At 61.5% G+C, this 24218-nt stretch carries 20 protein-coding genes; 2 read left to right on the top strand and 18 right to left on the bottom strand.

All coding sequences use genetic code 11. The features are described from left to right. The first annotated feature begins 68 nt into the window (after nucleotides 1-68). Nucleotides 69-752: an alpha/beta fold hydrolase gene (locus C1876_RS11900; RefSeq protein ID WP_114546943.1), complete on the top strand. Its 684-nt coding sequence runs from the start codon at nucleotides 69-71 to the stop codon at nucleotides 750-752. Between the two features lie 921 nt (nucleotides 753-1673). On the opposite strand, the gene C1876_RS11895 is transcribed toward C1876_RS11900, so the two are convergent. The 18 genes from C1876_RS11895 to C1876_RS11810 all read right to left on the bottom strand — a co-directional run bounded on the left by C1876_RS11895 (nucleotide 1674) and on the right by C1876_RS11810 (nucleotide 22396). Beyond that, on the bottom strand, nucleotides 1674-3095 hold the full coding sequence (locus tag C1876_RS11895; protein WP_114546942.1) for a lipopolysaccharide biosynthesis protein: 1422 nt from the start codon (nucleotides 3093-3095) through the stop codon (nucleotides 1674-1676). Nucleotides 3096-3099: 4 nt separating this feature from the next. After that, nucleotides 3100-3720, bottom strand: coding sequence for a CatB-related O-acetyltransferase (locus tag C1876_RS18210; protein WP_114546941.1), 621 nt, complete (start codon nucleotides 3718-3720; stop codon nucleotides 3100-3102). Continuing rightward, on the bottom strand, nucleotides 3717-4661 hold the full coding sequence (locus C1876_RS18205) for a glycosyltransferase (protein ID WP_158544681.1): 945 nt from the start codon (nucleotides 4659-4661) through the stop codon (nucleotides 3717-3719). Before C1876_RS18205 ends, C1876_RS18210 begins: the two co-directional genes overlap by 4 nt. Then, nucleotides 4658-5902, bottom strand: a complete 1245-nt coding sequence (locus C1876_RS11880; RefSeq protein ID WP_114546939.1) for an O-antigen ligase family protein — start codon at nucleotides 5900-5902, stop codon at nucleotides 4658-4660. The genes C1876_RS18205 and C1876_RS11880 overlap by 4 nt, the downstream gene beginning before the upstream one ends. A 183-nt stretch (nucleotides 5903-6085) precedes the next feature. Next, entirely contained in the window at nucleotides 6086-6967 is an 882-nt protein-coding gene (locus C1876_RS11875; protein WP_158544680.1) for an ATP-grasp fold amidoligase family protein, read from the bottom strand. A gap of 157 nt (nucleotides 6968-7124) precedes the next feature. Beyond that, nucleotides 7125-8444 (bottom strand): nucleotide sugar dehydrogenase, encoded by a 1320-nt coding sequence (locus C1876_RS11870; protein WP_114546937.1) that lies wholly within the window; start codon nucleotides 8442-8444, stop codon nucleotides 7125-7127. Next, the gene (locus C1876_RS11865) at nucleotides 8445-9215 is read right to left on the bottom strand and encodes a glycosyltransferase family 2 protein (protein ID WP_114546936.1); all 771 of its coding nucleotides are present in this window, start codon (nucleotides 9213-9215) and stop codon (nucleotides 8445-8447) included. Between the two features lies 1 nt (nucleotide 9216). Beyond that, complete coding sequence (locus C1876_RS11860; protein ID WP_244910133.1) at nucleotides 9217-9819, bottom strand: sugar transferase; 603 nt, start codon at nucleotides 9817-9819, stop codon at nucleotides 9217-9219. A gap of 269 nt (nucleotides 9820-10088) precedes the next feature. Then, entirely contained in the window at nucleotides 10089-10745 is a 657-nt protein-coding gene (locus C1876_RS11855; protein ID WP_114546935.1) for a TetR/AcrR family transcriptional regulator, read from the bottom strand. A 157-nt stretch (nucleotides 10746-10902) separates the two neighbouring features. Further along, nucleotides 10903-11286 (bottom strand): cytochrome c3 family protein, encoded by a 384-nt coding sequence (locus C1876_RS11850; protein ID WP_114546934.1) that lies wholly within the window; start codon nucleotides 11284-11286, stop codon nucleotides 10903-10905. A 4-nt stretch (nucleotides 11287-11290) separates the two neighbouring features. After that, the gene (locus C1876_RS11845) at nucleotides 11291-12967 is read right to left on the bottom strand and encodes an FAD-dependent oxidoreductase (protein ID WP_114546933.1); all 1677 of its coding nucleotides are present in this window, start codon (nucleotides 12965-12967) and stop codon (nucleotides 11291-11293) included. A gap of 286 nt (nucleotides 12968-13253) precedes the next feature. After that, nucleotides 13254-14579, bottom strand: a complete 1326-nt coding sequence (locus tag C1876_RS11840) for a redoxin domain-containing protein (protein ID WP_114546932.1) — start codon at nucleotides 14577-14579, stop codon at nucleotides 13254-13256. Between the two features lie 9 nt (nucleotides 14580-14588). Beyond that, nucleotides 14589-15056, bottom strand: coding sequence for an RrF2 family transcriptional regulator (locus C1876_RS11835; RefSeq protein WP_114546931.1), 468 nt, complete (start codon nucleotides 15054-15056; stop codon nucleotides 14589-14591). A gap of 126 nt (nucleotides 15057-15182) precedes the next feature. Continuing rightward, complete coding sequence (locus tag C1876_RS11830) at nucleotides 15183-16328, bottom strand: 4Fe-4S binding protein (protein WP_114546930.1); 1146 nt, start codon at nucleotides 16326-16328, stop codon at nucleotides 15183-15185. Between the two features lie 36 nt (nucleotides 16329-16364). Further along, on the bottom strand, nucleotides 16365-17699 hold the full coding sequence (gene mobB / locus C1876_RS11825) for a molybdopterin-guanine dinucleotide biosynthesis protein B (protein ID WP_114546929.1): 1335 nt from the start codon (nucleotides 17697-17699) through the stop codon (nucleotides 16365-16367). A 105-nt stretch (nucleotides 17700-17804) separates the two neighbouring features. Next, nucleotides 17805-18410 carry a 4Fe-4S dicluster domain-containing protein gene (locus C1876_RS11820; RefSeq protein ID WP_114546928.1) on the bottom strand — a complete coding sequence of 202 codons (606 nt, stop codon included), beginning with the start codon at nucleotides 18408-18410 and terminating at the stop codon, nucleotides 17805-17807. 24 nt (nucleotides 18411-18434) lie between these two features. Continuing rightward, a complete protein-coding gene (locus C1876_RS11815) occupies nucleotides 18435-21170 on the bottom strand; it encodes a molybdopterin-dependent oxidoreductase (protein ID WP_114546927.1) in 2736 nt (911 codons plus the stop codon). 26 nt (nucleotides 21171-21196) lie between these two features. Then, a complete protein-coding gene (locus tag C1876_RS11810; protein WP_114546926.1) occupies nucleotides 21197-22396 on the bottom strand; it encodes a cysteine desulfurase family protein in 1200 nt (399 codons plus the stop codon). A gap of 220 nt (nucleotides 22397-22616) precedes the next feature. Between C1876_RS11810 and C1876_RS11805 the strand changes: the two genes are divergently transcribed. After that, entirely contained in the window at nucleotides 22617-24161 is a 1545-nt protein-coding gene (locus C1876_RS11805) for a helix-turn-helix transcriptional regulator (protein WP_114546925.1), read from the top strand. Nucleotides 24162-24218 lie beyond the last annotated feature (57 nt).

Below are 24218 nucleotides of genomic sequence, written 5' to 3'. Positions count from 1 at the left end.
AAAGTGTAGCATAACGGCGCATGCTATCATGGATCGGCACCCCATACGGCACGAGACGAGGAGCGGCGATGGACGTCGATCTGCACTATGAAGAAGCCGGCGAGGGCGAGACGCTCATCCTGCTGCACGGCAACGGCGAAGACGGCACGTACTTCGAGCATCAGATAGACGCGTTCGCGTCGCGATTCCGCGTGATCGCGCTCGACACGCGCGGGCACGGGCGCTCGCCGCGCGGGGAGGCGCCCTTCACCATCCGCCAGTTCGCCGACGACCTGCTCGCCTTCATGGACGAGCACGGCATCGAGCGCGCGCGCCTGCTGGGATTCTCGGACGGCGGCAACATCGCCCTCGTGTTCGCGCTTGCGCACCCCGAGCGCGTGGACAAGCTCGTGCTCAACGGCGCGAACCTCGACGCCGGCGGCGTAAAACCGTCGGTGCAGCTGCCCATCGTCATGGGCTATCGTATGGCGTCGTTCTTCGGACGATGGAGCGAGCAGGCGCGCCGCAACGCCGAAACGCTCGGCCTCATGGTGAACGACCCGAACATCGCCCCTGAGGAGCTACCTGCCCTGAGCGTGCCGACGCTCGTGGTGGCCGGCACGAGGGACATGATCAAGGAGGAGCACACCAGGTTGATAGCAAGCAGCATCCCAGGCGCCCAGTTGGCCTTCGTAGAGGGGGATCATTTTGCGGCGAGGAAGAACCCGCAGAAGTTCAACGAGGTGGTGGAGGGGTTTCTGTTAGAGACGTAGATATTGATAATTCTCATTACATGCAAAATACATGTATTACGCATGTAATACCACAATAATGATAGTGTGGCGCGAAGGTGCACGACGTGCGCGAGAACTACGCTTTTGCGCGAGCAAAGCCAGGTGACGCTCCGGTCCCGGCGCTTCGAGTGCGCGGACGCCATCCGCTTTCGCTCACTCGACAAGGCCCTCGAGTTGCACCCTGGCTAGCGCGTGAGTCCCGAAGTTTAGAAACGGTTCGACGACGAGCTGGTCGGATCCTACGCCACTGCACCGAGCTGCCGTTCCACCACGCTCACACTAAGCTTTCCAGGCGGACCGCCGGCCCGTTCCTGCACGAGACGGCTGAAGAAGGTAGACGCGCAGGCTACGCGACCCGTTCGAACTTGGGCTGGCCGTCGAGGTCGAAGCTGGGGCGAAGGCACCGTGCGTGGTGGCCGACGCTGTAGCGCGATCCCATGGGCCGCTAGCGCAGGAGGTGCGTTTGACCTGTTGCGCTATACAGCCATCTCGGCATCGACGGGAAAGACTGGCGGAAGGACGAAGGTGCCTACTTCCGGAGTCGGCCGACTCGACGAGACGCTCGAGCACTCGCAATACAGCCCGACTCGAAGAGCAAAATCGTCGAGCTTGCATCCACATCCACGTCTCTATCAAAACCGGTAGCACTCGGCGAGAGTTGTGATTAATCTTGATTTCGACTCATTAATTAGAGATACAGACAAATAGTTTTCTGTGTTGCCAAATCTCTGACTTCAACGGCATAGCTAATGAGGCGTACGAGATATCCGCTCAGAAGGACACGGAATAACGGCCGTTTACCATATTAACAGCAGCATTTTATAAGAAAAAATCGATCACGATCAACATCGTAACGTTCAAGTGACTCCTTTTGCGCAAGATAATGAAGTTGACCTCTTCTTATCTCCTCTTTTGCATTGCGGTGATGAGCGATACCACGTCTTTCCGGTTGATAAGAATATAGCCGCAATACAGGATGGAATAAAGAACGGCTGCCAGGACATTGGCGACATTAATGATTAGGACGAGATACGCAACAGACAAAACGATTTCGGCCACCAAGCTTCTCAGATGAAAGGATTGAAAATACTTACTAAGCGCAATTTCGCTTATCGTGCTGCGAAAGCAGACTACCAAAACCGTACAAGCCATTGCCGCAAGCAGACTGTCGAAGACATAGACCGATACGCCCACAAAAACGCCCGATGCGACAACGCTCAAGACGTTGACGAGCAATAGCAGCCTTTCTTGACGTAACACCTTGAAGAAAGTGGTTCCAACAAGGTTCATCTTGCAATCAAACAAGCATACGGGAAGGAGGATGGCAAGATAATGGAGACTTGCTACATATTGAGGAAGCCACCAACTCAACGCCATCTCAACCGGGAAGTAAAACAGATAGATGGCGGGCAGCCCGAGCGTTAGCGTCTTCCTGATAAGAGTGTAGATGCTCGCCAGTTTCAAGGAATCGATACGTCTAAGAGCAGGGAAAAGGACCATCGCTAGCTGAGAGCCGAACACGATGAAAAGGGAAACCAGCTGAAGCGCGAACGAAACCTCGCCGAACACTTGGATGCCCCAGTGCTCATCTACTATAAACCTAAGCACGCCGAGAATGAGCATGCTGGCGATGTTGGAAAGCATCAAGATGATTCCAACCTTTGCGCTGGCGAACGACTCTTCTATCGAACGCTTGGCACCGTACGGTTTGGAGCGCAGAACATCCCTCGCCATGAAGACGCAATAAACGAACGCGACGCCTTGAACCATGACGTACAAAACAACATACGGAACGAAAACGGTAATTTTCAGGGCAAGCATGCATGCTAGGGGGACGAGATAAAGCCCCTTGCTGATCATAGTCGAGAAGGAAAACAGCCGCGTCTCGTTCATCGCTTGAAAGAAATATCCCAAAAAACCACTCATATTGTAAAGAAGGAGATAGGCTGCCGTCGCAATAAGAACGTATTGCCTGCTCTGCTCCTCTACGAATCCAAACGCATAGACGATGCCAACTGCGCAGATAACAACCTGCATTGCAAGCGCAACAATAAACTGGGACTCGACGCTTCGCTTGTCAATTTCGTCCCTTGTCTTCCCACCAAGCACAAGATAAATGCCATCGTTGATCCCCAGAGTGAAAAAGCCCGTATAACTTGCGTAAAAGACAAACAGCTGCCAATAGGCAAACTCCTCGACATCTAAAAGCTTAGGCACAAGGAAGGATTGAAGAAAACTCATGCCGAGAGCAACGATCTGCGCAATCATCGCCACGGAAAAGTTTCCCACAACGCTTTTAAGATCGTCTTTTATTGATGCCATAAAACTAGGCGTGGTTCTTTAGGATCTCGATCGTTCCCTGACTCAACTCTCCCAAGAACTCATTTCTATGGCTTCTGACGAAGTCATCGTCGACGCACGAGAAATCGACCCGCATTAGTTCCTGTATCGTATCTTCAGAGAATCGGTACTTGACGATCTTCGCAGGTATTCCTCCCACTATCGCATATGGAGGGACGTCTTTGCCTACAACGGCACCGGCAGCCACCACGCTTCCACGTCCGAGAGTGACACCTGAAAGGATTACCGCGTTTGTTCCGATCCATACGTCGTCCTCAACAACAATTGGACCTTTGCAAATCGCCTCTACCCGCCCAAAAACACGGTGTTCAAAAGGGAAGGTCATGATCGTATCCATACGATGATCTCCGCCGCAGATGAACTTGACTCCGTCTGCGATAGAGCAAAAGTCTCCTATTGAAAGAGCCTCGTTTGGAGCGCCAAAGAACGAAACGTTCAGCTTTCCGTAAGAATAGCGACCGACAATCACCTTTCCCATATCGAAAGGATTCTGCATAGATGTTGCATTTTTTCTGTTCTGCAGGCGCCATTCTATTTTGCGAACAGGAAATAGCACTCGTCTAACTATACGTTGAATTTTACTCATTCGTCCACCTCGCAATAAGACATTGACTCCCTTTGCGCAGCGATAAAAGCACTCCGATGATCAATAAAGGAATCGTTCGATCTGGATAGGTAGCAATAGGAAAGCCTGTAATAGGAAAGCAGCAAGAGCTTTTGTATCCGCGAGCAACGGAGATATTTCTCGCAATAGATAAGATTGCTTTTCATTCTTTGCGTCACAGTGAAAGGGCTCGCAACTCCAGAAGACTTAGGATGGTCGTGTATCGCTTCAGCGGATGCAACGTAAAGCCCGTGCCCACCCTGTCGACATGCCTGCGCTTTCAGCCCCCACGTCACTTCTTCGTTATACATAAAATAGGCTTCATCAAGAAATCCGCAATCGCGGAAGAATGAAGCTTTGAACAAGACACAGCAACCCGATACGGTAAAAACGGGCGTATCGACGGAAAAATCTCTGCTCGTCCTGTAATATCTTGAGTCAAGTCCGGTTAGCTTGATTTTCGAAAGTGGATACTTCGAAAAAAACGTTGCGTAGTATCCCCATCGCCTAAATATCTGAGCCCGCCTGTCAATCGATCCGTCGGCGCCAACGATTCGAGGCCCAGCAAAGAGCGCATCTTCGTCCTGCTCGAAAGCGGACACCAATTTCCCTACAGCGGTCGGGGATATAATCACATCGGGATTCACGACGAGCACAAAATCGCATCCCATTTTGAGAAGATGTTTTATACCGATATTGTTCCCAGCCGAATACCCGCCGTTACTCTTTGACTCCAGAAGTGTTACACCGATGCTCGACGTGACACCTCTCAAATTCCGGAGATCGGAATCTGCCGAGCAATTATCAACTACGACAATCTCAATCCCTTGATGCCCGCCTCTTATGTCAAGCAGAGCTTCACAGCACCTCTTAGTCAAGCTCGAACAGTTGTAGTTCAATACAACAGCCCCTACGCGCTTCACGATCTCACACCCCTCCCGGCAGAGAACCCGAGCGCGCACCACAAAAGAAAGTCTTTGTTGATGCCAAAAACACCAGGTTCAAAGAAGCTATTGATCAACAGGTAAGCCGCAAGAATACAGCAAGCTCTGGAGAAACCGTCACGACGCGAGTTCTTAAATCCCAGCACGCAAGCAGCAGTAAAGAAGAAAAGATTCGCGAATCCTCCTTGGTTAAGAGCTTCGAGAACCCAGTTGTGGGGACGATACGACTCAACGACACCCCACACCGCGTTCACCGGCGCAGTTCCATATCCTACGACTGGGCTATCGCAGAACAGATCAAAGTAATGAACATATATATACGTTCTATTGGTTGAGGCGCTCGCAAAGTTACCAGACAAAAATTCCTCGATCTTCTCAATTGTAGAGGCGAAGAGCGCAGCGACGGATCCTCCTTGCGTGATGTTCACGACGATTACCGTAAGCGCTATGAATACGAAGCAACCAAGCAGAAGAGTCACGTGAGATAATCGCTTGTTCGGATCAAAGGAGCCAAGTGCAAGACAGGTCGCAATCAACCCCAACGAGACGAGGCTACCCGTTGAGGCCAAGAGAACGCTACCCACGATCATCAAAACAATGACTATGCCTCGCTGCAACCTGGTCTTCAGGGTGTAAACAAGGTAGAGCCCCACAGCGATGTAGCCCATTGCAATTGCATTAGAATCGCCGAATGGAATAGAGATCATGTATTTGCTAGTTCTAAAGTCACCAAATGAGCCTAGCTGAATGTAATAGAATAAGGTCTGGGCAAAAACGACAACGAAGAGGATGAGCATTCCAGTCGTCATCAAAGAAGAAGACCGTCCATCAGCAGAGTAACTCCGACAGCCTACATAAACGAAAATCGAGACAATTGCGGAAAAGTATGCTCCATTAGCGAAGTAGTCCAGACCACCGCCCACAACAAGGTTGACCAAACTCAGCCATACCGCCCTTGCAACGAGAAGAACGGCGATCAGATCCATCTTCCGCATACTCGGACGAAAAATGAATGCGGAGCATAGCATCGCTAGGGCACCTGCAGCGGCGGTCGCAAACTCCCCAATCGCGCTCATCGGAAAGAGCATATGCAGTAGGTACACTATGAAGCCGGACGCAAAGAGAGCGAAACCCCTTTCTTTGCCCGTGGTTGCAACAATTGGATCAGGTCGCACGTTCAAGAAAGAGCCTGACGATTTCATGCGATTCACATCCAGCATCTAGACGAACAACCCCTCAAAAAAAGTCTTCTATGATGCATTGGATTTTGCCCAGAGATAAGTTCGCTCTCATCAGAGCGAACATCGACGGAACGGTCGTGCGAGCCAAAAAGGCCCACCCAATTACGCTCACTCATGTGAAACAAATCACACATCTAGAGCGTCTTCCTCGGCGGGCTCTGCTTATATCGCATCCTTCGCACCCTCGACCGTCCCAGCGTCTCGCATTTGCATGCAGTCGATCGACAAAACCGATTCGATGCCGCGCGATTCACCTGGCGCAATTTTCTTTTGAGGAAGGGCGATGCATCCCCCTAGCTCAGCATCGAAACTTTCAGGTTCGAACACGACGTAGCCTGCCATAGGAGTAAACGTCATCTCTCCGAAAAGGACTGTCTCGTCATAGTCATAAAAGTCCACCCGCACGAACGAGAAGTCACGACTCATGTCCTGCGCATAGCGAAGCATCTCGTCATAATGCACGGGTTTTTTCGTTGCTCCGAGTTTGGGCCATGTCGCAACGGACGGCAAAAGATTCCATTCGGGATCGTAAATGTTCCTGCGATGGCTGAGCGTTCCGGAGGCAACGTCTTCCCAAACCGAGAAAACCTCACCGTACGAACAAAAGAAACGATAGTCCACCGGCTCACCGTGGTCGAAGTCCATAAATTCTTCAGCGATGATGCGACGCGAGCAATACCGATAATGCAACTCCATCGTCGGCTTCGTCATTGCGAAGTCGGTCTCCATCCAACGTCGCATTTTCCTACGAGCTTTGGCAACATCCAAGTCGGCTTTGTCGGGTACAATGATGTTCCAGCCGCTCGCATGGGTCGCTTTGAGAACGAAGCTATTTGGAAGAGCATCGAAGTCGATCTCGCTAGGATCGCTCCATACGCCCAACAGTGGAATCAGATGCTCAGCGCCGATTTGCTCCGCAGCCCAAGCGCGTACTTGGTACTTGTCCGCCAGCATCCCCTTTTCTGCTGAGGAGTCGTAGAGCTTAAGCCATTGAATCTTCTCGTTAAACGTACGAGGGTTTTCCAGATCCAGAGACTTACCCATCCTTCGCTCGTAGAGTTGCATAAGCTTGGTCGGGTAGTCCTTCGTATCGAGAACGCTCATTTCTCGATACGCGCGAGCATCGCGTCTCGCCACAAGGAAATTGTATACACTTTCGGGCAGCTTTGTCTTTATTCTCGTCCTCGCGTCCATGAGCGCTTTACAGCCTCCAATACCGGTAACCAGGGAAATCCGCTTTGCTCAAGATGCTCTTCACATCCACAAGAACTTTAGCTCCATCAGCCCCATCGGCGAAAAGCGCCTTCACATCGTCGCTCGCAAGCTCGCGGAACTGACGGTGCGCCACGGCCACGATCAGGCAGTCGAGATTACAAAGGCCCTCCATCGGCACAAGCTCCACTCCATAAGCGGCTTTCGCGTCGACCGGATCGACCCAAGGGTCGCAGACGATCGGGACTATTCCATATTGCCGCAGACGGTCCAGGATATCCTGGACTTTGGAGTTTCGCACGTCGGGACAGTCCTCCTTGAAGGTGAGACCCAGAACGGCCACGCGCGCCTTGGCGGGCGCCAAGCCCGCGTGGATCATCTCGCGGATGGCCGCGTCCGCCACGAACTCACCCATCCCGTCGTTCACTTTGCGACCCGAAAGGATGATCTGGCTGTGGTAACCGAGTTTCTCGGCCTCGTAGGTGAAGTAGTAGGGGTCCACGCCGATACAGTGACCCCCGACCAGGCCGGGACGAAAACCAAGGGCGTTCCACTTGGTGTTCATACCGTCCACAACTTCGGAGGTGTCGATTCCCATGCGGTCGAATACCATGGCGAGTTCGTTCATGAAGGCGATGTTGATATCGCGCTGGGAGTTCTCCACAACCTTGATGGCCTCGGCGGTCTTGATAGTCGACACTGGATAGGTTCCGGCCTCGATGACGATGTCATACACCCTCCCGATGAGCTCAAGGGATTCGGCGTCTTGCCCGGAAACGATCTTTCGAATGCTCGTGAGAGTATGCACCTTGTCGCCAGGGTTGATGCGTTCCGGAGAGTAGCCCACCTTGAAATCAATTCCGCATCTGAGACCGCTCTCACGCTCCAGAATGGGCACGCACACATCCTCGGTGACGCCGGGGTAGACGGTGGACTCGTAGACAACGACGGACCCAGGTTTCAGGTGTCTTCCCAACGTCTCCGACGCGCCGATGACGGGCGAGAGGTCGGGCGTCTTGTCCTGGTTTACGGGCGTCGGCACGGCCACAATGTGGAAGAGGGCCTCCTCGAGCCGTTCGGCATCGGCCGTGAACTCGACCGCCGTGGATGCCACGGCCTTGTCACCAACCTCTTTGGTGGGATCCAATCCCGCCTTGTACCGGGCGATCTTGGCCTCGTTGACATCGAACCCGATGACGGGAACGTGCTTGGCGAACTCAACGGCAATGGGCATTCCGACGTATCCCAAGCCGACCAGGGAGAGCTTTGCATTGCCGGCGAGCAGATCTTCGTAAAGCGAACTGAGCATCTATATCCTTCCAATTCTCTTGAGGACAGCATGGAGCACCTGCCAGAAAAGGCAGTACGCTGCATATGGTTTGTTTAGCCGTTCGATCTCCGTGTAGAGCATCCATGTGCTACGAACGGCCGAGAGCTTGTTCGAGCTGAGCGATCCGGGACGTTTCCTATTGCACGCCAGAACCTCATCGAGGCCTTGTAGAGGCCCGTAGCCCTTTACAACCTGCAGCCAGGTAGCTGCGTCTTGGCGCTTTCGGATGTCGGGCATGACGAGAAGAGAGCGATCGACCATGGCAGTGTCGAACATGATTGTGTGGCTGCATGTCGGTGGTTTCTTCAAAAAATTATCGTAGTTCACCTCACCATCCACATGAACGAAGTTGCGGTGACTCCCATCCTCGTTCACCGTCTCGTACGACGTGAAACAGGCACCATAGCCGTGCTTTTCCATGAAGGCGACCTGCCGTTCCAGCTTCTCGGGAAGCCAGTAGTCGTCGGAGTCCAAATAGGCGATGAAGCGTCCGCGAGCTTCGGAGAGAGCCTTGTTCCTCGCCATGGCCGCACCTCGATTCTCAGGCTGCCTGAACAGACGAAAGCGTTTATCCTGCCCCACATACAACTGGGCGATATTGGCTGATTTGTCAGCGCTGCAGTCGTCTACGAGAATAGCCTCCCAGTCCGAAAGTGTCTGCGCGATGATAGAGTCTAGCGCCTCTGCGAGAAACTTTTCGCAGTTATAGAGGGGAATAACGATGCTCACAGACGGAGAGTCGACATCCATCTCAGCACGCCCCCTTCCCGGTAAACATTGCCGTCACCGTCTTCGCGATCACGCGCAGGTCGACCAGGAACGACCTCTCCTCGATGTAGGCGAGGTCCAGGTCCACCATGTCGTCGAACGTCGTGTCGCTGCGGCCGGACACCTGCCAGTAGCCGGTGAGGCCGGGCTTGACGGACAGGCGGCGCATGGCGCGCCCGTCGTACTGGGCCACCTCGGAGGGAAGCGGCGGGCGGGGGCCCACGCAGGAGAGCTGGCCTGTGAGGCAGTTCAGGAACTGCGGGAGCTCGTCGATCGAGTGCTTTCGGATGAACCTCCCGATGCGCGTGACGCGCGGGTCGTCCTTGATCTTGAAGAGCGGGCCGTCGGCCTCGTTCATGTCGGCGAGCTCGGCCAGGCGCTCGTCGGCGTCGGCGCTCATGGAGCGGAACTTGTACATGTCGAAGGTGCGCACCTCGCCTGCGCGCCCGATGCGCCCGACGCGCTTCTGGGAGTAGATCGGGAAGCCGGGGCTCTCGACGCGGATGGCGATGCAGAGCGCGATCGAGGGGACGATCAGCGCCGCTATCGCGGCGAGCGAGAAGGCGATGTCGAAGGCGCGCTTCACGAAGCGGTAGCCCAGGCGCCCGTCGGCGCGCTCGGAGGCGCGGAGGGAGCCCTCGGCCTCGCTCGTGAGCTCAGGGGCGAGGAAGGCGACGTCGGAAGCCTCGAATTCATTCGAGTTTACATAACCGCGCTTATCGAGTAATGGGGGGTCTGGCGCTTTGAACAGGCGATTTTTTGACTCGTTTACGGGGTCATCGCGACCCCGTAAACAAAGCTGCCCTGTACCGAATTCGGTACAGGGCAGCGCAAAGCACGCAGGATGTCGTTCCCCTACTCCGGCGTCCGCCAGTCGCAGGGGTCGGGGGCGGCCAGGCCGCGGACGCCCATGATGATCATCTCCACGCCGTTCTGGAACGACTCTTCGGAGTAGGCCGAGCGCACGATGCGCTGCCACACGGGCAGATTCCGCTCGTCGACGCCGGCGGCCTTCTCGATGCGGCGAATGTCCTGCGCGCTGATGGCGCTGCCGTTGAAACCGGTGAGGAACGCATCGATCATGGCCCACGCCTTCGTGAGGATGGGCTCGGGCATCCCCTGTGCCAGGTGCAACGACACGATTTTCTCGGTATGCGCGGCCAGACCTTCGTAGGAAACGCGCGGGTCGAGATCGATGTGGTACATGGAAGGATGCGCGCAGTATTCGCGATGGATGGACGTCATGGTGCGGCGCAGCGTGTCGTCCCACCGTTCGCCGGGCACGGGGTCGGTATCGAGCGTGCCCATGAACCGCGTGAGCACCGCAACAAGCACCTCCTCGCGCGAGGCGAAGTGCGCGTAGAACGCCATGGCCGACACGCCCAGCTCGGCGCCCAGGGCGCGCATGGTGAAGGCGCCCATACCGTTCTCGTCGATCATACGGTAGGCGGCATCTACGATGCCCTCCCTGGTCAAAGAGCGTTTTGCAGGAGCCTTGCGTGTGCCGTCCATCGTGATGCCATCCTCCGCGCCGCGTGATTGCCTCCCGCCAGTATAGACGAGCCGTCGCGACGGACGGCCGCGCGCCACACGAAAACCAACCCGCAGCGCAGCGCGAGCGCCCCGTCAAGGACGCCCGCGCAGGGAGGGAAGCCCCCTCCCCCGAACCTTATGCAGCGTCGGGGTTGTGGGGCCAATCGTGGCAGTGGAGGCACTGATTGTCGGTGATCTCCTTGTCCTTCGCGTGGCAGTTCACGCATGCGCCGTACCCGCCGTGAATGGAATCGTGCGGGTTGCTCACGCCGTAGCTCGCCGTCGTTTCGGCGAGCGCCTCATAGGAGCCGCCGTGGCAGCTCAGGCACTGCTCGTCGGACACGTACGCGCCTGTGCCGTCGGCAGCGGTCTGCGTCGCAGCCGACGACGAGCCCGCGCCATCGGCGCCCGCACCCGCTTCGACCGCCTTCGGCGCGCACGCCGTCAAGCCCAGGACCAGGCACAACACGAAAGCGGCAGCAACACCTGCGCCCCAGGTGGATCGTTTGACGTTCAACATGGCTTTACGCTCCTTTCACGGCATGCTCGGCGGCAACGTAGCCGAACGTGACGGCACGCCCGATGGATGTTCCGGGAATATGGCGCGGGTAGTTGCCCGCGAAGAAATTGCCCGACGCGTTTCCGACGGCGTACAAGCCCTCGATCACCTCGTCGTCGGTGTCGAGCACGCGGCACGAGCCGTCGATGGTCAGGCCGCCCACGGTGGCCAGCACGCAGCTGTTCGTGGTGAGTGCGTAGATGGTTTCGCCCGCGAACGGCGCCACGCTTTCCATAAACCGGTTGAACGCGAGGTCCTTCTTGTTCGCGTAGTACTCGTTGTACGTGGCGATGGTCTGCTCAAGGCCGTCGGCGTCGATGCCGCAGGCGGCAGCCAGTTCACGCGGGCTCGACGCGGAAAATGCCCATCCCTTCTGCTCGAACTCCTCGAGCGCCGCCTTCGCGGCCGCAATTTCCTCATCCGACGCGCCCAGCATGCCGTCGTCGAAAATCTGCCAACAGTTCGCGCCGAAACCGGGCTGCGCGTTCTGCGCGTTCGACACGGCCTGGAACGGCAGGTCTTCGTTCACGTAGCGCTTGCCCTGCGCGTTCACGTTGATAGCCAGCCAGATGGGCGTCCACACACGCGCGTCGTAGAACGAATCGGGATTGCCCCAGCGGAAGTTCATCACCGGCTGCGGCAGCGAGTCCATCTGCGCGCCGGCCGCAAGGCCCATCATGTGGCCGTCGCCCGTCGTGCCCCAGCCGGGGTTCCACCAGCTCGACGACGCGTAGTCCTCGGGGCGCACCCACGCCTCCATCATCTCGGGATTCGCGTCGTAGCCACCCGTTGCGAGGATAACGCCTTTGGCGGCGTTGATCTGCACGTACCCCTCGTCGCCTTTCGCTATGACGCCCGTCACGCGCCCGCCGTCCGCCCGCACGAGCTGCACGGCCGGCATGCGGTAGCGCACGTCCAGGTTGTCGTAGGTTGCGGCGACCTCGGCCATCTCGAGGCATACGTAGATGCCCGAGTAGCCCGAGCGCACGCCCGCATCGGGCGGCAGCGACGGGCTGTCGTAGAAGCCCAGCTCAGAGGGGATCGTCGGCATGCCGTTCGTGCTCGGAGCCTCCTCCACCGGCGTGATGACGAAGCCGTTGTCTCCCTTGTCGAGCATCTTCTGCCAGAAATCGGTGGCCTCGCCCGAACGATACACGTACGTGTTCGCCGGCTCGGGGCGCGTGCGCCAGTACGCCGAACGGTAGATCTCGTCGAGCAGCTGCGCCGGGTCGATCTCGATGCCCGCGTCCTTCTGCGCCTGCGCATCGTATGCGCCGAAGCACTCGAAGCACCCGCGGCCGCGCGTCATCTTCTCGAGGCACACGGTGCGCGCGCCCTCCTCGGCGGCCTTGAGGCTTGCCGTGAGCCCCGCGATGCCGGCGCCCACCACCAGCACGTCGCACTCCTCGGTCGCGACGATCTCGGATGCGGCGATGGTCCGGTCCTCGAACGCGACAGGCCCGCGCGGCCCCGGGCACGACGCCTTCTCGCGGCCCGTCGCTATCGCCTCGTACGCCGTGCCCGTCGTTTCCTCGTCGGCGAACGCGATACCGGTCGTCCCAAGCGCCCCAAGCGCGCCCGCCGACAACCCGGCCAACCCGATCCCCTTCAAAAACGAACGCCGCGTCACATCATTCCCCATAGTCCTCCTCCTTCACGAACTTTACAATGTAAAGCACAGGGTAAGACATTTTCTTTACGCTGTAAAGTAAGAATTTGGGGAGGATGGGAGGAGGACGGGGAGAATGGGAGGATGACCCGTTTCCTCCTCTTGCGCCGGCGGTGAGACGTGCAGCCCACACAACGCCCAGCCGGCGCAAGAGGGAGGGCGGGAAACAAAAAAGAAGGCAGCCCCGGCTGCCTTCCTCCCGCATGTTTCACGTGAAACATTCGTTCTCATTTGCCACGTTGAACGTGCTCCGCGCGTCCTACGTTCGCTCGCCGGTCATCGTTTGCTCGACGATGCTGCTCATCATGTCGGAGGTAAGCATGCCGCTCACGTAGCCGAACAGGTTGCCGTCCTTGTCGATCATGAACGTCGTGGGGAACGACATGATGCGGTAACCCGAGAACATGGTGCCCGACGTGTCCATGAGCACGGGGTACGTGATGCCCTGCTCGTCGATGAACGCCTTCACCTCGTCCACGGTCACGTCATTGTTGTTGGGATGCTCGTCGGTCTTCGGGTTCGCCACGCCCAGCACCACGAGGTCCTCGGCGTTGCCGCCGTTGTCCGTGTACAGCTTCTCGATGTCGGGAATCTCCATCTTGCAGGGGCCGCACCAGGTTGCGAAGAAGTTGAGGAAGATCGTCTTGCCGCGGTACTCGTCAAGCGAGTGCTCTTCGCCGTGCTGATCGACCATCTTGAAGTCGACCAGCGGAGCCGCCTCCAAATCGGCCGCGCCCGAAGCCCCGCCCGATCCACCCGACCCGCTCGCGCCCGCCGCATCGCCCTCAGCGCCGCCGTCCGCACCCGCGTCCGTGCCCGTGTCCGCCGGCTGCTCCTGCGCACTCGGCGCCGCGCCGAACGACGACAGGTAGCTCGTCACGCCGTTCATCCATCCGGTGACGGTCATGATGCCCATGACGATGAGCAGCGCGCCGCCCACCTTCACCGTGTACTTCACCACGTTGCCGTGCGTGCGGAAGAACCGCAGCACCTCGCCCGTGAACAGGCCCACCGCCAGAAACGGCAGCACGAAGCCCAGCGTGTACACGGCCACGAGGCCGAAGCCCGCCGCAGCCGACGCGCTCGACGACGCCATGAGCAGCACGCTTGCCAGCACCGGACCCACGCACGGCGTCCACGCGAAGCTGAACGTGAAGCCCAGCACGAGCGCCACGAGGGGGTTCATCGCGAAGCGGCCCAGCTGAAACGGCAGACGATGCTCCTTCTCCACCAGCTTCGTCTTGCCGAACACGCCTAGCATGTACAGGCCGAACGCCACCATGATGACACCGGCGATGATCGAGAACACGCGCTGATTGCCCGTAAAGAACTGCCCGAGCGCCGTGAAGCCGAAGCCCAGCAGGAAGAACGCGAAGCTCACGCCGATCACGAAGAACAGCGTGTTCACGAACACTTTCTTGCGCGGGTACTCGATGGTGCCGTCGTCGTTCGTCTTCGCCGCACCGCCGGCCAGGTAGCCTATGTAGAGCGGGATGAGCGGCAGCACGCAGGGCGAGAAGAAGCTGAGCAGGCCCTGCACGAACACGGTGAGCGCCGGGATGCTCGATTCGAGGGAGAAACCCATGGCAGCCCCCTAGCCGGTCGCGCCGGCAAGGGCCAGCTGCTCTTCGAGCTCGGCAACGCCGCCGGGGCCGAAGATGCGATGATCGATGTCGGCAATGGCGATCTGCTCGAGGCGCTCGCGACAGCGCGCATCCAGGTCGAGGAAGATGTCGTCCATGATGGCCGCCATACCCGAGGCGATGAGGCACTCCATGTCGATGTTGCCGCTGTGCCAGTTCGACTGCACGAACCGAATGTCCAGGATGTCGGCCACGGTGCGCAGGTTGATTGCGGCCGCGTCGCCGGCGAACCGGTAGCCTCCCACGTTGCCCTCGCGCGTCGTCACGAACCCGGCGCGCTTGAGCGGCGCCATCACCTTGCGCACGCGCGCGGCGTTCGTGCAGATGTTCTCGGCCAGAGCTTCGCTCGACACCGTCTCGTTCGCTTTGTGGTTCAGGAACACCAGCGCGTGCACCGCCACGATGAAATCGCTGTTCATAGTATCGCTCCGTCTACGGCTTGCGCCGTGTCGCTCTTTGTTCACTCCCGTTATACCGCAGTTGCTGTAACAAAGATAGATACAGTTCGGCCATCGACACGATCTCCACGCGCAGGCGCGTCCCGCCTACCGCTTGAGGCTCGACAGAATGCCCGGTCGCGCAGGCGGATTCGGCAGATGGATGAGGCGCGGCTCGAAGTCGAACAGCTCGTCGGTGGATACGACGGAGTTCACGGTCAGGCAGTTCTTGAGGCACGCGTCGGCGCACAGGTTGCACTGCACGCAGTCGGCCACGGAGAACTCGAGGAAGCTGCCCTCGCCCTCCTCGGGGACGAGCTCGCTCTTGCGCAGCGCGCCCGTCGGGCAGAACACCGTGCACATGTTGCACGAGCTGCACGCGTCCGTGTCGATGGACACCGATCCGAACAGGCGCGTGTCGATCTCGGGCACGACGGGCGCGCCGAGGCGGTCCATCGCGTCGAGCACGAGCATGCGCCGCTGCGGGTTGAACTGCGGCAGCGTGCCGGAATCGGACATGCGCAGCCGCTCGCGCAGCGACGGCGCGGCGTCGTCGTGCTTGAACACCATGACCTCGGCCGTCTTGCCGGCCGCGTCCTTCGCCCGCGTCCGCGCGCTCGTGAAGAAGCCGCGGCGCGACTCGCCCAGCAGCGTGCGCTTGTCCTCGAGCAGCAGCTCGTCGGGGAACGCCGACGAGCGCTCCACGCGCACGTCGGAGCCCATGGCGGCCATGAGGTCGTTCGCCGAGGCCACCGTCGCGTCGATGCCCGGCACGTTCGCGCGGAACTTGCACGTGGCGCACGTGCCGTCCACCAGCAGCAGGTCATCCACGCCGCGCGCCGCAAGCCCCAGCAGCACGCTCTCCTCCATGCGGGCGAGGCAGGGCACTTCCGTGAACATCGTGGGGTCGGCGGTGCGTTTCGAGGCGATGCGCGCGCACGCGAACACGGCCGCGCCACCGGTGGCAACCACGCTCTCGGCCACGCTCGACGCGAGGTCCTCGTCGAGCGGCCGCAGCGGGATGAGCGCCTCCACCGGGCACACCGTCGTGCACGCGCCGCACGCCACGCACTGCTCGGGATCGAGCTCCAGCACGTTGTTCGCGGCGAACACGGCGCCCGACGGGCACGCGTCCGCGCATTTCGCGCACGATGCGTGGCGGTTGCGCACCACCACGCAGCGGTCGCTCGCCAAGTACACGGCCCTCGACTCAAGCGCCTCGGCCACTTCCACTATGTCGATCAGGTTCGGCATCCGATTCCCTCGTCTCGTCTTCCCCTTCGATGCACCCTACTTCGCGAGGAACGTCTCCTCAAGGGCGTTCAGCTCCTCGGGCGTGTTCGCGTTGATGAAGCAGCCGCCCATAGGCTCGGCCTCCAACACGCGCTCTTGCGGGAACTCGCACACGTTCACGTCCGCGAAGAATCCCTGCGCGCGCTTCTCGCCGCGGTCGAGCGCGGCGCGCACGGCGGGCAGGCAGCCCATGCGGCGGTACATCGCATGGAACGGCTCGAAGCCGTGCTTGTTGACGGGCACCACCACGTCGGCGCCCGACTCGTTCATGGCCAGCGCCTCGGCCACCACGAGCGACGCGGAGGCGAACACCATGTCGCACGCCACCACGGCCACGTAGGGGTTGCGCGCCGCCTGCAGCGCCGTGTACAGCCCCGGCAGCGCGCCGCGCACGTTGAACGCGTCGCACACGAGCTGAATGCGGTACTGCGGGAACTCGCCGTGCAGAAACGCCAGGTTCTCCGGCTCGTTCGTCGTGATGACGAGGTCGTCGGCCACCGGCCCCAGACGCTCCACAAGGCGGCAGATGAGCGGACGGCCCGCGAAGGGCACCGTCGCCTTGCTCTGCCCCATGCGCCGGCTCTCGCCGCCGGCCTGAATCACCACGGTGACGCGCGGGCGCACGTAGTGCTGCTCCACGAAGTCGGCAAGCCCCGCGATGTCGTCGAGCGCGAACGCGGGCACATGGTACAGCTCGGCCGCGCGGCGCGCCTCCTCGATATCGGTGACGATGGCCACCGTGTCCGAGGTGGGCAGCTTGTTCGAGATGTCGGCGTAGTCGGGGTGCTGCGTCTTGAAGTGCCCGCCCGCGGCCTCGTCGGCCTGCTGCTCGGCGCGACGCAGCGCCTCGCGCGCATCGTCGTCGGCCGGCGGCACGGTACCGCGCGTGAACTGCGTGAAGTCGGTGCCCAACGGCCAGCCGCAGCGCGCGCCCTCGGCGAACACGGCGGCCACGCGGGCGTCCGCATCGTTGCCCGCGCGCATGATCTCGATGGTGGGCAGCCCGCTCTTGCGGTACCCCTCCACCACCACCACGTCGTGGCCGGGCATGCTGCGCACGATGTCGGCGCACTCCGCTTCGCCCTCCACCGTTTTGATGCGCGCCATCTGCCCCGGAGCGGCAATCACCGTCTCGCTCGCGCCGGCCGCGCGATGGCGGTACGAGTCCTTCCCGGGGTAGTCGATGTCGAAGCCCACATGGCTGTGGTGCTTCACGCTGCCCACATCGTGGCCGCGCTCCACCAACGCAGCGATGAGCTGCTCGATGAGCGTCGTTTTACCTGAATTGTGCCGCCCGACGATAGCCAGGGCGGGGCTGGGAATATTGACCATGTTCACGCGTCCTTTCCGGCGCACCAGTATAGCATGAGCCGCCCGAACGCAGGGGACGAACGAGGCCGGCGTCCGGGTGCGAACTCCCGGATGCCGGCCGCAGCGCTACGCGGTGATGGTGGGCAGGTAGAACACGCGGGGCGACGTGCCCTCGTCGGGCAGGTAGGCCTCGCCGCCGCGCTCGGCCACGAGCTTCTTCATCTCGTCGAGGTCGCCGAATATGCGCGCCTCGGCCATGCACGCCTTCACGCACACGGGGTCGGGCTTTCCGTCACCGGCATGCTCGATGCAGAAGTCGCACTTGTCCACCGTCATCTTCGGCATGTTCTCGTACGCGACGCTCTCGTACTCGTTGAGGTCGGCGCCGAAGTACCCTTGCTCGCTCTCCACGAGGTAGCGGGCGCCGTAGGGGCACACGGTCATGCAGCTCTTGCAGCCGATGCACTTCTCCTTGTCGATGACCACGATGCCGTCCTCTTCGCGGACGGTGGTGGCTTCTTGGGGGCACACCGCCACGCACGGCGGGTTCTCGCACATCATGCACAGCACCGGGCGGATGGTGCGCACCGCATGGGGGTAGGCGCCTTCGGTGCCGCGCTCCACGCGGGAGCGGGTCACGCCCGGAGGCGTGCCGTTCGCGCCCTTGCACGCCACCGAGCACCCGTGGCACCCGACGCATTTCTCCAGATCGATCACGAATCCGTAAGCCATGAAACTCATCCTCCTTTCCGGGGGTTAGGAAATCTTCTCAAGCTTGCAACGCACGCACTGGTCCACGCCGGACCCGACGTACTCCATGCGCTTCGGATCGCCGGCGGGCACGAGGTGGTTCACCGCGGTGCCCTTCGTCTTGCCGATGGGCTGGTACTCGGACTTCGCATTGAGGTGGCCGCCCACCGACGCGACGCACTCGGGATGCACGAACTCGGTGAGCACAGCCACGCCCTCCACGACGTCGCCGTCGCGGTTCGACAGCCGCACCTTGTCGCCCGACTTGATACCCTTCGCCGCTCCGGTGGCCGCGTTGATCTCGAGGAAGTACGTGGTGTCGTCCGCCTCGTTGATCTCGTTGATCCAGGCGTTCTCCACCTGCCACGTGTCGGTGTTGATGGCGTTCGTCCAGTACACGGGGAACAGGTCGAAGCCCTCTTCCTCCACCTCGTGGTCGAGGCACGGCATGAATGCGGGCAGGGGGATGTAGTCGTCCGTCTCCCAGTAGATGCCCAGCTTCTCCACCTCGGCCTCGATCTTCTCCTTCGCTTCCAGCATGAAGTCGAAGTACAGCGGGATGCGGCCCTTCATGCCGGCGGCGAACACGTATACCTCCTCGGCCGTGCGCTCGCGCGTCAGCACGCCGTTCTCGCGGAACCAGTCGACGCCACGGTCCTCGCCCGCCAGCGACTTGAGCGCCGCATCGCACACGCGCTCGGCCGTGATCTGCTCCTTGCCGTCAAGCTTGTACTCGTCGGCCAGGCGATAGTACTCGTTGAGCGCCCCGGAGAACTCCGCGGTCTTGCCCGCCTTCGCCGCCAGCGCGCCGAACGTGTCGAGCGCCGAGGGGCAGTTGTCCTTCGCCTCCACGATGGGCATGCGACCGGCCACGATGTAGGGCACCTCGGGCAGGCCGGGCACGCGGTGGTTGTTGAACGACAGCGGCAGCGGGTCGTAGCGCTCGAGGTAGCACGGCTCGGGGATGATGAGGTCGAAGTAGTACGACGAGTCGTTCAGGTAGATGTCCATGCCGAAAATCCAGTCGAACGACTCGAGCACCTTGGCCTGGTAGTCGTGGTTGCACCAGTTCTTCAGCGGGTTCGACGCCATGCAGAACGCCACCTCGGACGGCTCGGTGCCGTACACCTCGGGCTGCACCTGGGCGATGTAGCCGAAGTGCTGGTCCATCGTGAGCGGCTGCAGCTCCTCCATGGCCTCGGACGTGGGCGTGTAGCTGGCCTCGCGCACGTGCCGGTAGTGCGAGCCGTTCGACGGCCACCCGTGCGCCATGTTGAGGTCCTCGATGAGACCGTCCTCTTCCCAGATGGTGAACTCCCAGGCGTGATCCTTGTCGCCCTCGTAGAAGCCGTGCTGGTTGCGCGTGTAGTAGCCCAGATAGCCGCCGCGCGCGAACGTGGCGCCCACGAGCGTGTTCAGCTGCAGAATGGCCCAGTGCGTGATGAAGCCGTGCTTGTGGCGCGCGATGCCGGAGAACGTGTCCACGGCGGCGGGGCGGTACGGCACGGTGAGCCCGTCCACCTCGACGGTCTGGCCGATGCAGGCGGCCTCGCCGAACTCCTTAGCCAGGCGGCGCGTGGTGTCGGCGGGCACGGTGGACACTTTTTCGGCGTACTCGGGCGTGTATTCCGCAATCGACTCCTTGAAGATGCTGAACGCCGTGCGCACGGCCACGCCGTCCACCTCGAAGTCGCCTTCGAGCGCGGGCTGCTCGGCCTCGTCGTAGGGCTTCGCCGTGTTGTCGGACAGATCCCAGTACAGCGCCTTGTTGCCCTTCGATGCGTCGCGCACGATGCGCTGCGTCGCGGGGTCCACGAGCGAGGGGCCGTTCGTGCGGTCGGTGAGGAACTCCTTGTCGTACAGGTCGTACTCGTTCACCAGCAGGTTCGCCATCGCGAGCGCCACGGCGGCGTCGGTGCCGGGACGGATGGGCACCCACTCGTCGGCCTTCTCGGCCGCGCCCGACATGTGCGGGTCAAAGTTCACCAGCTTGCAGCCGTTCGCGCGCGCCTCGGCGAACACCTTCGCCGTGATGCTCGTGCCATGGCGCGTGGCCACACCGGCCTGCGTGCCGAACTGCATGAGGTACGTGCAGTTGCCGTAGTCGGGCAGCGCGTTGCCGCAGCCGGTGAGCAGCGACGAGATGGGGTGCGTGGGCGCGCCGCAGATGTCGGCCTTGAACGGGATGGGCATGCTGCCGGTGCTGCCCAGCCAGTTCATGGAGTCGATCCACGAGATGATGCTCGTGATGAGCGCGAACACGATGACGGGCTTCTTCTTTTCCTGCTGCTCGGCCAGCTTCTCCAAGATGAGGTCGTAGGCCTCGTCCCAGCTGATCTCCTCCCAGCCCGGATCGATGCCGACGCCCTTCTCGGGGTTCGTGCGCTTCATCGGCTTCGTGATGCGGTTCTCGTCGTAGAGCTGCATGATGCCGGCCGTGCCCTTGCCGCACAGGTGGCCCCATCCGGCCGGGCTGCGGTCGTCGCCCTTGATTTCCACGAGCTTGCCGTCCACCACGTGTCCGAGGATGCTGCACGCGTTGAAGCACATGTTGCACTGCGAGGGCAGCCACACGCCCTCGTCCTGCGCGGGCTTCGCGCCTTCCTCGGCCGCGTTCTGAGCCTGCGGAGCCGTGCATCCCGCCAGCGCGCCGGTCGCGCCCACGGCGGCCACGGCCGCGCCCCCTTTGACGAAGGTGCGGCGGGTGATGCCGCCCGCAGCCTCGTTGAAGTCGTTCTCCATCGTTTCCTCCTCCGTTGCGTTTGAAATCATGCAATGCGTTGCGCTAAGCGGGCGGGCACCACCTCCCCCAACTCCGCGATGAACCGATCCACGTCGTCGTCGGTAGTGCGATCGCTGAAGCTCACGCGGTAGGTGCACCGCGTGAAGCGCGCGGGAACGCCCGCCAGCTGCAGCGCAAGCGGGTGCTTCTCGCGCCAGGTGCCGGGCGGCACCGTGGTGTGGTTCGAGCTGCAGGCCATCGAGGCCGAAAGGTACACGCCGGCGTCGCTCAAGCGCTCGAGCACGCGGCGGTTGTCGGTGCCGGGCAGCGTGAAGTTCACGATGAAGGGCGAGCCGTCGTCGCGCGAGTTCAGGATGAGGTCGGCGTAGCGGCAGCGCAGCGCGTTCACCAGGCGTTCGCGCAGCGCCGCGGCGCGCGCCTGCGCGGCGCCTTGCTCGGTGCGGGCGATGCGCGCCGCCTCGGCGAAGCCGGCGATGAGCGGCAGCGCTTCGGTGCCCGAGCGCAGGCCGCGCTCCTGCCCGCCGCCGAACGCGGTAGTGAACAGGTTGACGCCGCGGCGCACGTACAGCGCGCCGACGCCCTTCGGGCCGCCCACCTTGTGCGAGCAGAACGACAGGAGGTCGACGCCCAAGCGGTGCGCGTCGAGCGGAATCTTCCCGAACGCCTGCACGGCGTCGGTGTGCACGAGGGGCCGCGCCCCGTCGCGGCCGCGCGCCGCCGCGCAGGCGTCCACCACGCGATCGACCGGGAAGCGGTACCCCAGCTCGCTCTGCACGCTCATCACCGACACGAGGCGCACCTCGTCCGACGCATCGAGCGCCGCGCTCAGGCCGTCCATGTCGAGCGCGCCTCCGGGCGCGTCGAGGTAGGTCGCCCGCCAGCCATCGCGCTTGAGGCCGCGCACGGTTTTCGTGACGGACGGATGCTCGAGGGCCGTGGTGACCACCGCGCCCGGGCCCTGCGTGCGGGCGATCGCGGCGCAGGCCCCCGTCAACGCGAGGTTGTTCGATTCCGTCCCGCCGGACGTGAAGTAGATTTCATCGGGAAAGGCGCCCACGGCGTCCGCGACAACGGCGCGGCTCTCGTCGAGCAGCGCCCGCGCCGCGCGGCCCTTCGCGTGCTGCGACGACGGATTGCCGTACGTCTCGCGCATCGCCCGCGTCACCGCGTCCACCACGCACGGGTGCATCGGCGCGGTGGCTGCGTTGTCCAGATAGGTTTCCATGCGTCCCCCTCATCGTCGTGCGCCGCCCTCGCTCGGCCGACGCCGTCCCCCGTGACGTTGGGTGCAATCTAGCAGGACGGCGCGCCGTTTCGCCTTGACAGAGCGGGGGCAACCCGAAAATACCCCTCCTAGGGGGACACGTTTCGCCGGGTTCACGCGGCCCCGACGTAGCATCCGAAATCAAACCCGATACAATAGGTAACCGGGGGAAGGGGTGTCGATGGGAAAGTTCCGTTTAGGCGCGCTCAACAAGCGCATCAAGCTGTCCGCGTTCAGCTTCGACCTGCAGGCCACGATCGTCGTGGGCTTCGCGCTGCACTGGACGTGGGTGTGGGTGACGTTTTGGAGCTCCACCTTCTACTCGGCCTCGCCGGCGGCGAGCGGGGTCACGCAGCACGTGCCGCTCGAGCCGTTGTGGCTCCTGTCGCTGCTGACGAACGTGCTGTGCTACGGCGGCCTGTTTCTCATGACGAAGAAGCGCCCCGTCTTCGGGCGCAGCGCCGTCGTGCCCCTCGTGGCCGCATTCCTCACGCTCGTGGGCACGTTCCTCGTGTCCTATCCCTCGGCAGCCTCCTTCGGCGACGCGAGCTCGCTCGCCTACGTGCTGGGCGCGCTGCTCACCGGCGTGGGAAGCGCCATCGAGGTCATCCTGTGGGGCGAGCTTTTGGCCACGCTGGGGCCGCGGCAGACCATCGTGTACAGCGTGCTGGCCACCGTCGTGGGCAGCGCCTGCTACCTTCTCATCACGTTCCTGCCGGGCCAGGTGGCCCGCTTCCTCACCGTGGTGCTGCCCGTCGCGGAGATGTGGCTGTTCACCCGCAAGCAGAGCATCGTGCGCACGGCGCGCCTCGCGTCCGACGAGCCCGACGGCGAGAGCGCGGAAGGTGTGGCGAAGGGCGCACGGGGAGCGAAGGGCGCGCGCAAGCCGCGGCTCACCGCCTCGCGCAAGGCGCTGCTGGAAATCGCCGGCATCTCGCTGTTCTTCGGCCTGTCGTACGGCGTCATGCGCGGCTTCTTCTCCTTCGGCGGCACCCACCTCACCATCGTGCGCGACTACCTCAACATCGGCGCGCTCATCCTCGGCGCCATGGCCATCCTCGTCACCACGAGCGTGTTCCGCATGGACCTGCGCCATATGACGTACCAGGTGGCGCTGCCGCTCATGGCGGCGGGCTTCATCTTCTTCTCGCTCACCTATCCGCTCGACCTCATCGGGTTCGCGGTGCATCAGCTGGGCTACCAGTACTTCTACATCATCATCTGGGCGCTGTGGGCCATCCTCGCGCGCAAGCTGAACAAGCCCGTCGCCCGCTTCGCATCCCTGTCCATGATGATGCTCATGGCCGGCCAGCTGCTGGGCTCCATCGTGGGCGCGCAGCTGGTCGCCATCGCCACCGACCGCTACACCATGGCCATTGTGGCCGCGTGCTCGGTGTTCGTCATCCTGCTCGTGGCGCTGTTCGCCTTCGAGAGCCCGTTTCCCGCCTCGGGATGGAGCATGTTCGATCCGCTCGCGCAGGACGGCCCCGCCCCGCGCTTCAAGCGCTCGCTCAAGAAGCTCGCCGAGATGCGCGGCCTGTCGCCGCGCGAGACCGAGGTGCTCGAGCTGCTGGCGAAGGGCCGCAACTGCAGCTTCATCAGCACGCAGCTGGTCATCTCCGACGAGACGGCGAAAACCCACATCAAGCGCATCTACCGCAAGTTCGGCGTGCACTCCCAGCAAGCCCTCCTCGACATGATAGAGCTCGACGGCGACTGCCACTGAGGGAGCGCCGTCAAAGCCGCCAACGTCGCCGCGCCCCCCCCCAATCACCAGATGCCG

It is taken from the genome of Eggerthella sinensis (assembly GCF_003339815.1).
GTDB classification, from domain to species: domain Bacteria; phylum Actinomycetota; class Coriobacteriia; order Coriobacteriales; family Eggerthellaceae; genus Eggerthella; species Eggerthella sinensis.
Note: the sequence above shows the minus strand (reverse complement) of the source record. Positions and strands in the feature narration are given on the sequence as shown.

What these genes read in the sequence shown, in the direction of transcription:
- C1876_RS11845 (WP_114546933.1), bottom strand. Translation starts at nt 12,967, where the DNA reads ATGGGGAATGATGTGACGCGGCGTTCGTTTTTGAAGGGGATCGGGTTG.
- C1876_RS18210 (WP_114546941.1), bottom strand. Translation starts at nt 3,720, where the DNA reads ATGAGTAAAATTCAACGTATAGTTAGACGAGTGCTATTTCCTGTTCGC.
- C1876_RS11810 (WP_114546926.1), bottom strand. Translation starts at nt 22,396, where the DNA reads ATGGAAACCTATCTGGACAACGCAGCCACCGCGCCGATGCACCCGTGC.
- C1876_RS11820 (WP_114546928.1), bottom strand. Translation starts at nt 18,410, where the DNA reads ATGGCTTACGGATTCGTGATCGATCTGGAGAAATGCGTCGGGTGCCAC.
- C1876_RS11840 (WP_114546932.1), bottom strand. Translation starts at nt 14,579, where the DNA reads ATGGGTTTCTCCCTCGAATCGAGCATCCCGGCGCTCACCGTGTTCGTG.
- C1876_RS11900 (WP_114546943.1), top strand. Translation starts at nt 69, where the DNA reads ATGGACGTCGATCTGCACTATGAAGAAGCCGGCGAGGGCGAGACGCTC.
- C1876_RS11805 (WP_114546925.1), top strand. Translation starts at nt 22,617, where the DNA reads ATGGGAAAGTTCCGTTTAGGCGCGCTCAACAAGCGCATCAAGCTGTCC.
- C1876_RS11815 (WP_114546927.1), bottom strand. Translation starts at nt 21,170, where the DNA reads ATGGAGAACGACTTCAACGAGGCTGCGGGCGGCATCACCCGCCGCACC.
- mobB (WP_114546929.1), bottom strand. Translation starts at nt 17,699, where the DNA reads ATGGTCAATATTCCCAGCCCCGCCCTGGCTATCGTCGGGCGGCACAAT.
- C1876_RS11850 (WP_114546934.1), bottom strand. Translation starts at nt 11,286, where the DNA reads ATGTTGAACGTCAAACGATCCACCTGGGGCGCAGGTGTTGCTGCCGCT.
- C1876_RS11875 (WP_158544680.1), bottom strand. Translation starts at nt 6,967, where the DNA reads ATGGGTAAGTCTCTGGATCTGGAAAACCCTCGTACGTTTAACGAGAAG.
- C1876_RS11870 (WP_114546937.1), bottom strand. Translation starts at nt 8,444, where the DNA reads ATGCTCAGTTCGCTTTACGAAGATCTGCTCGCCGGCAATGCAAAGCTC.
- C1876_RS11880 (WP_114546939.1), bottom strand. Translation starts at nt 5,902, where the DNA reads ATGCTGGATGTGAATCGCATGAAATCGTCAGGCTCTTTCTTGAACGTG.
- C1876_RS11865 (WP_114546936.1), bottom strand. Translation starts at nt 9,215, where the DNA reads ATGGATGTCGACTCTCCGTCTGTGAGCATCGTTATTCCCCTCTATAAC.
- C1876_RS11830 (WP_114546930.1), bottom strand. Translation starts at nt 16,328, where the DNA reads ATGCCGAACCTGATCGACATAGTGGAAGTGGCCGAGGCGCTTGAGTCG.
- C1876_RS11895 (WP_114546942.1), bottom strand. Translation starts at nt 3,095, where the DNA reads ATGGCATCAATAAAAGACGATCTTAAAAGCGTTGTGGGAAACTTTTCC.
- C1876_RS11855 (WP_114546935.1), bottom strand. Translation starts at nt 10,745, where the DNA reads ATGGACGGCACACGCAAGGCTCCTGCAAAACGCTCTTTGACCAGGGAG.
- C1876_RS11835 (WP_114546931.1), bottom strand. Translation starts at nt 15,056, where the DNA reads ATGAACAGCGATTTCATCGTGGCGGTGCACGCGCTGGTGTTCCTGAAC.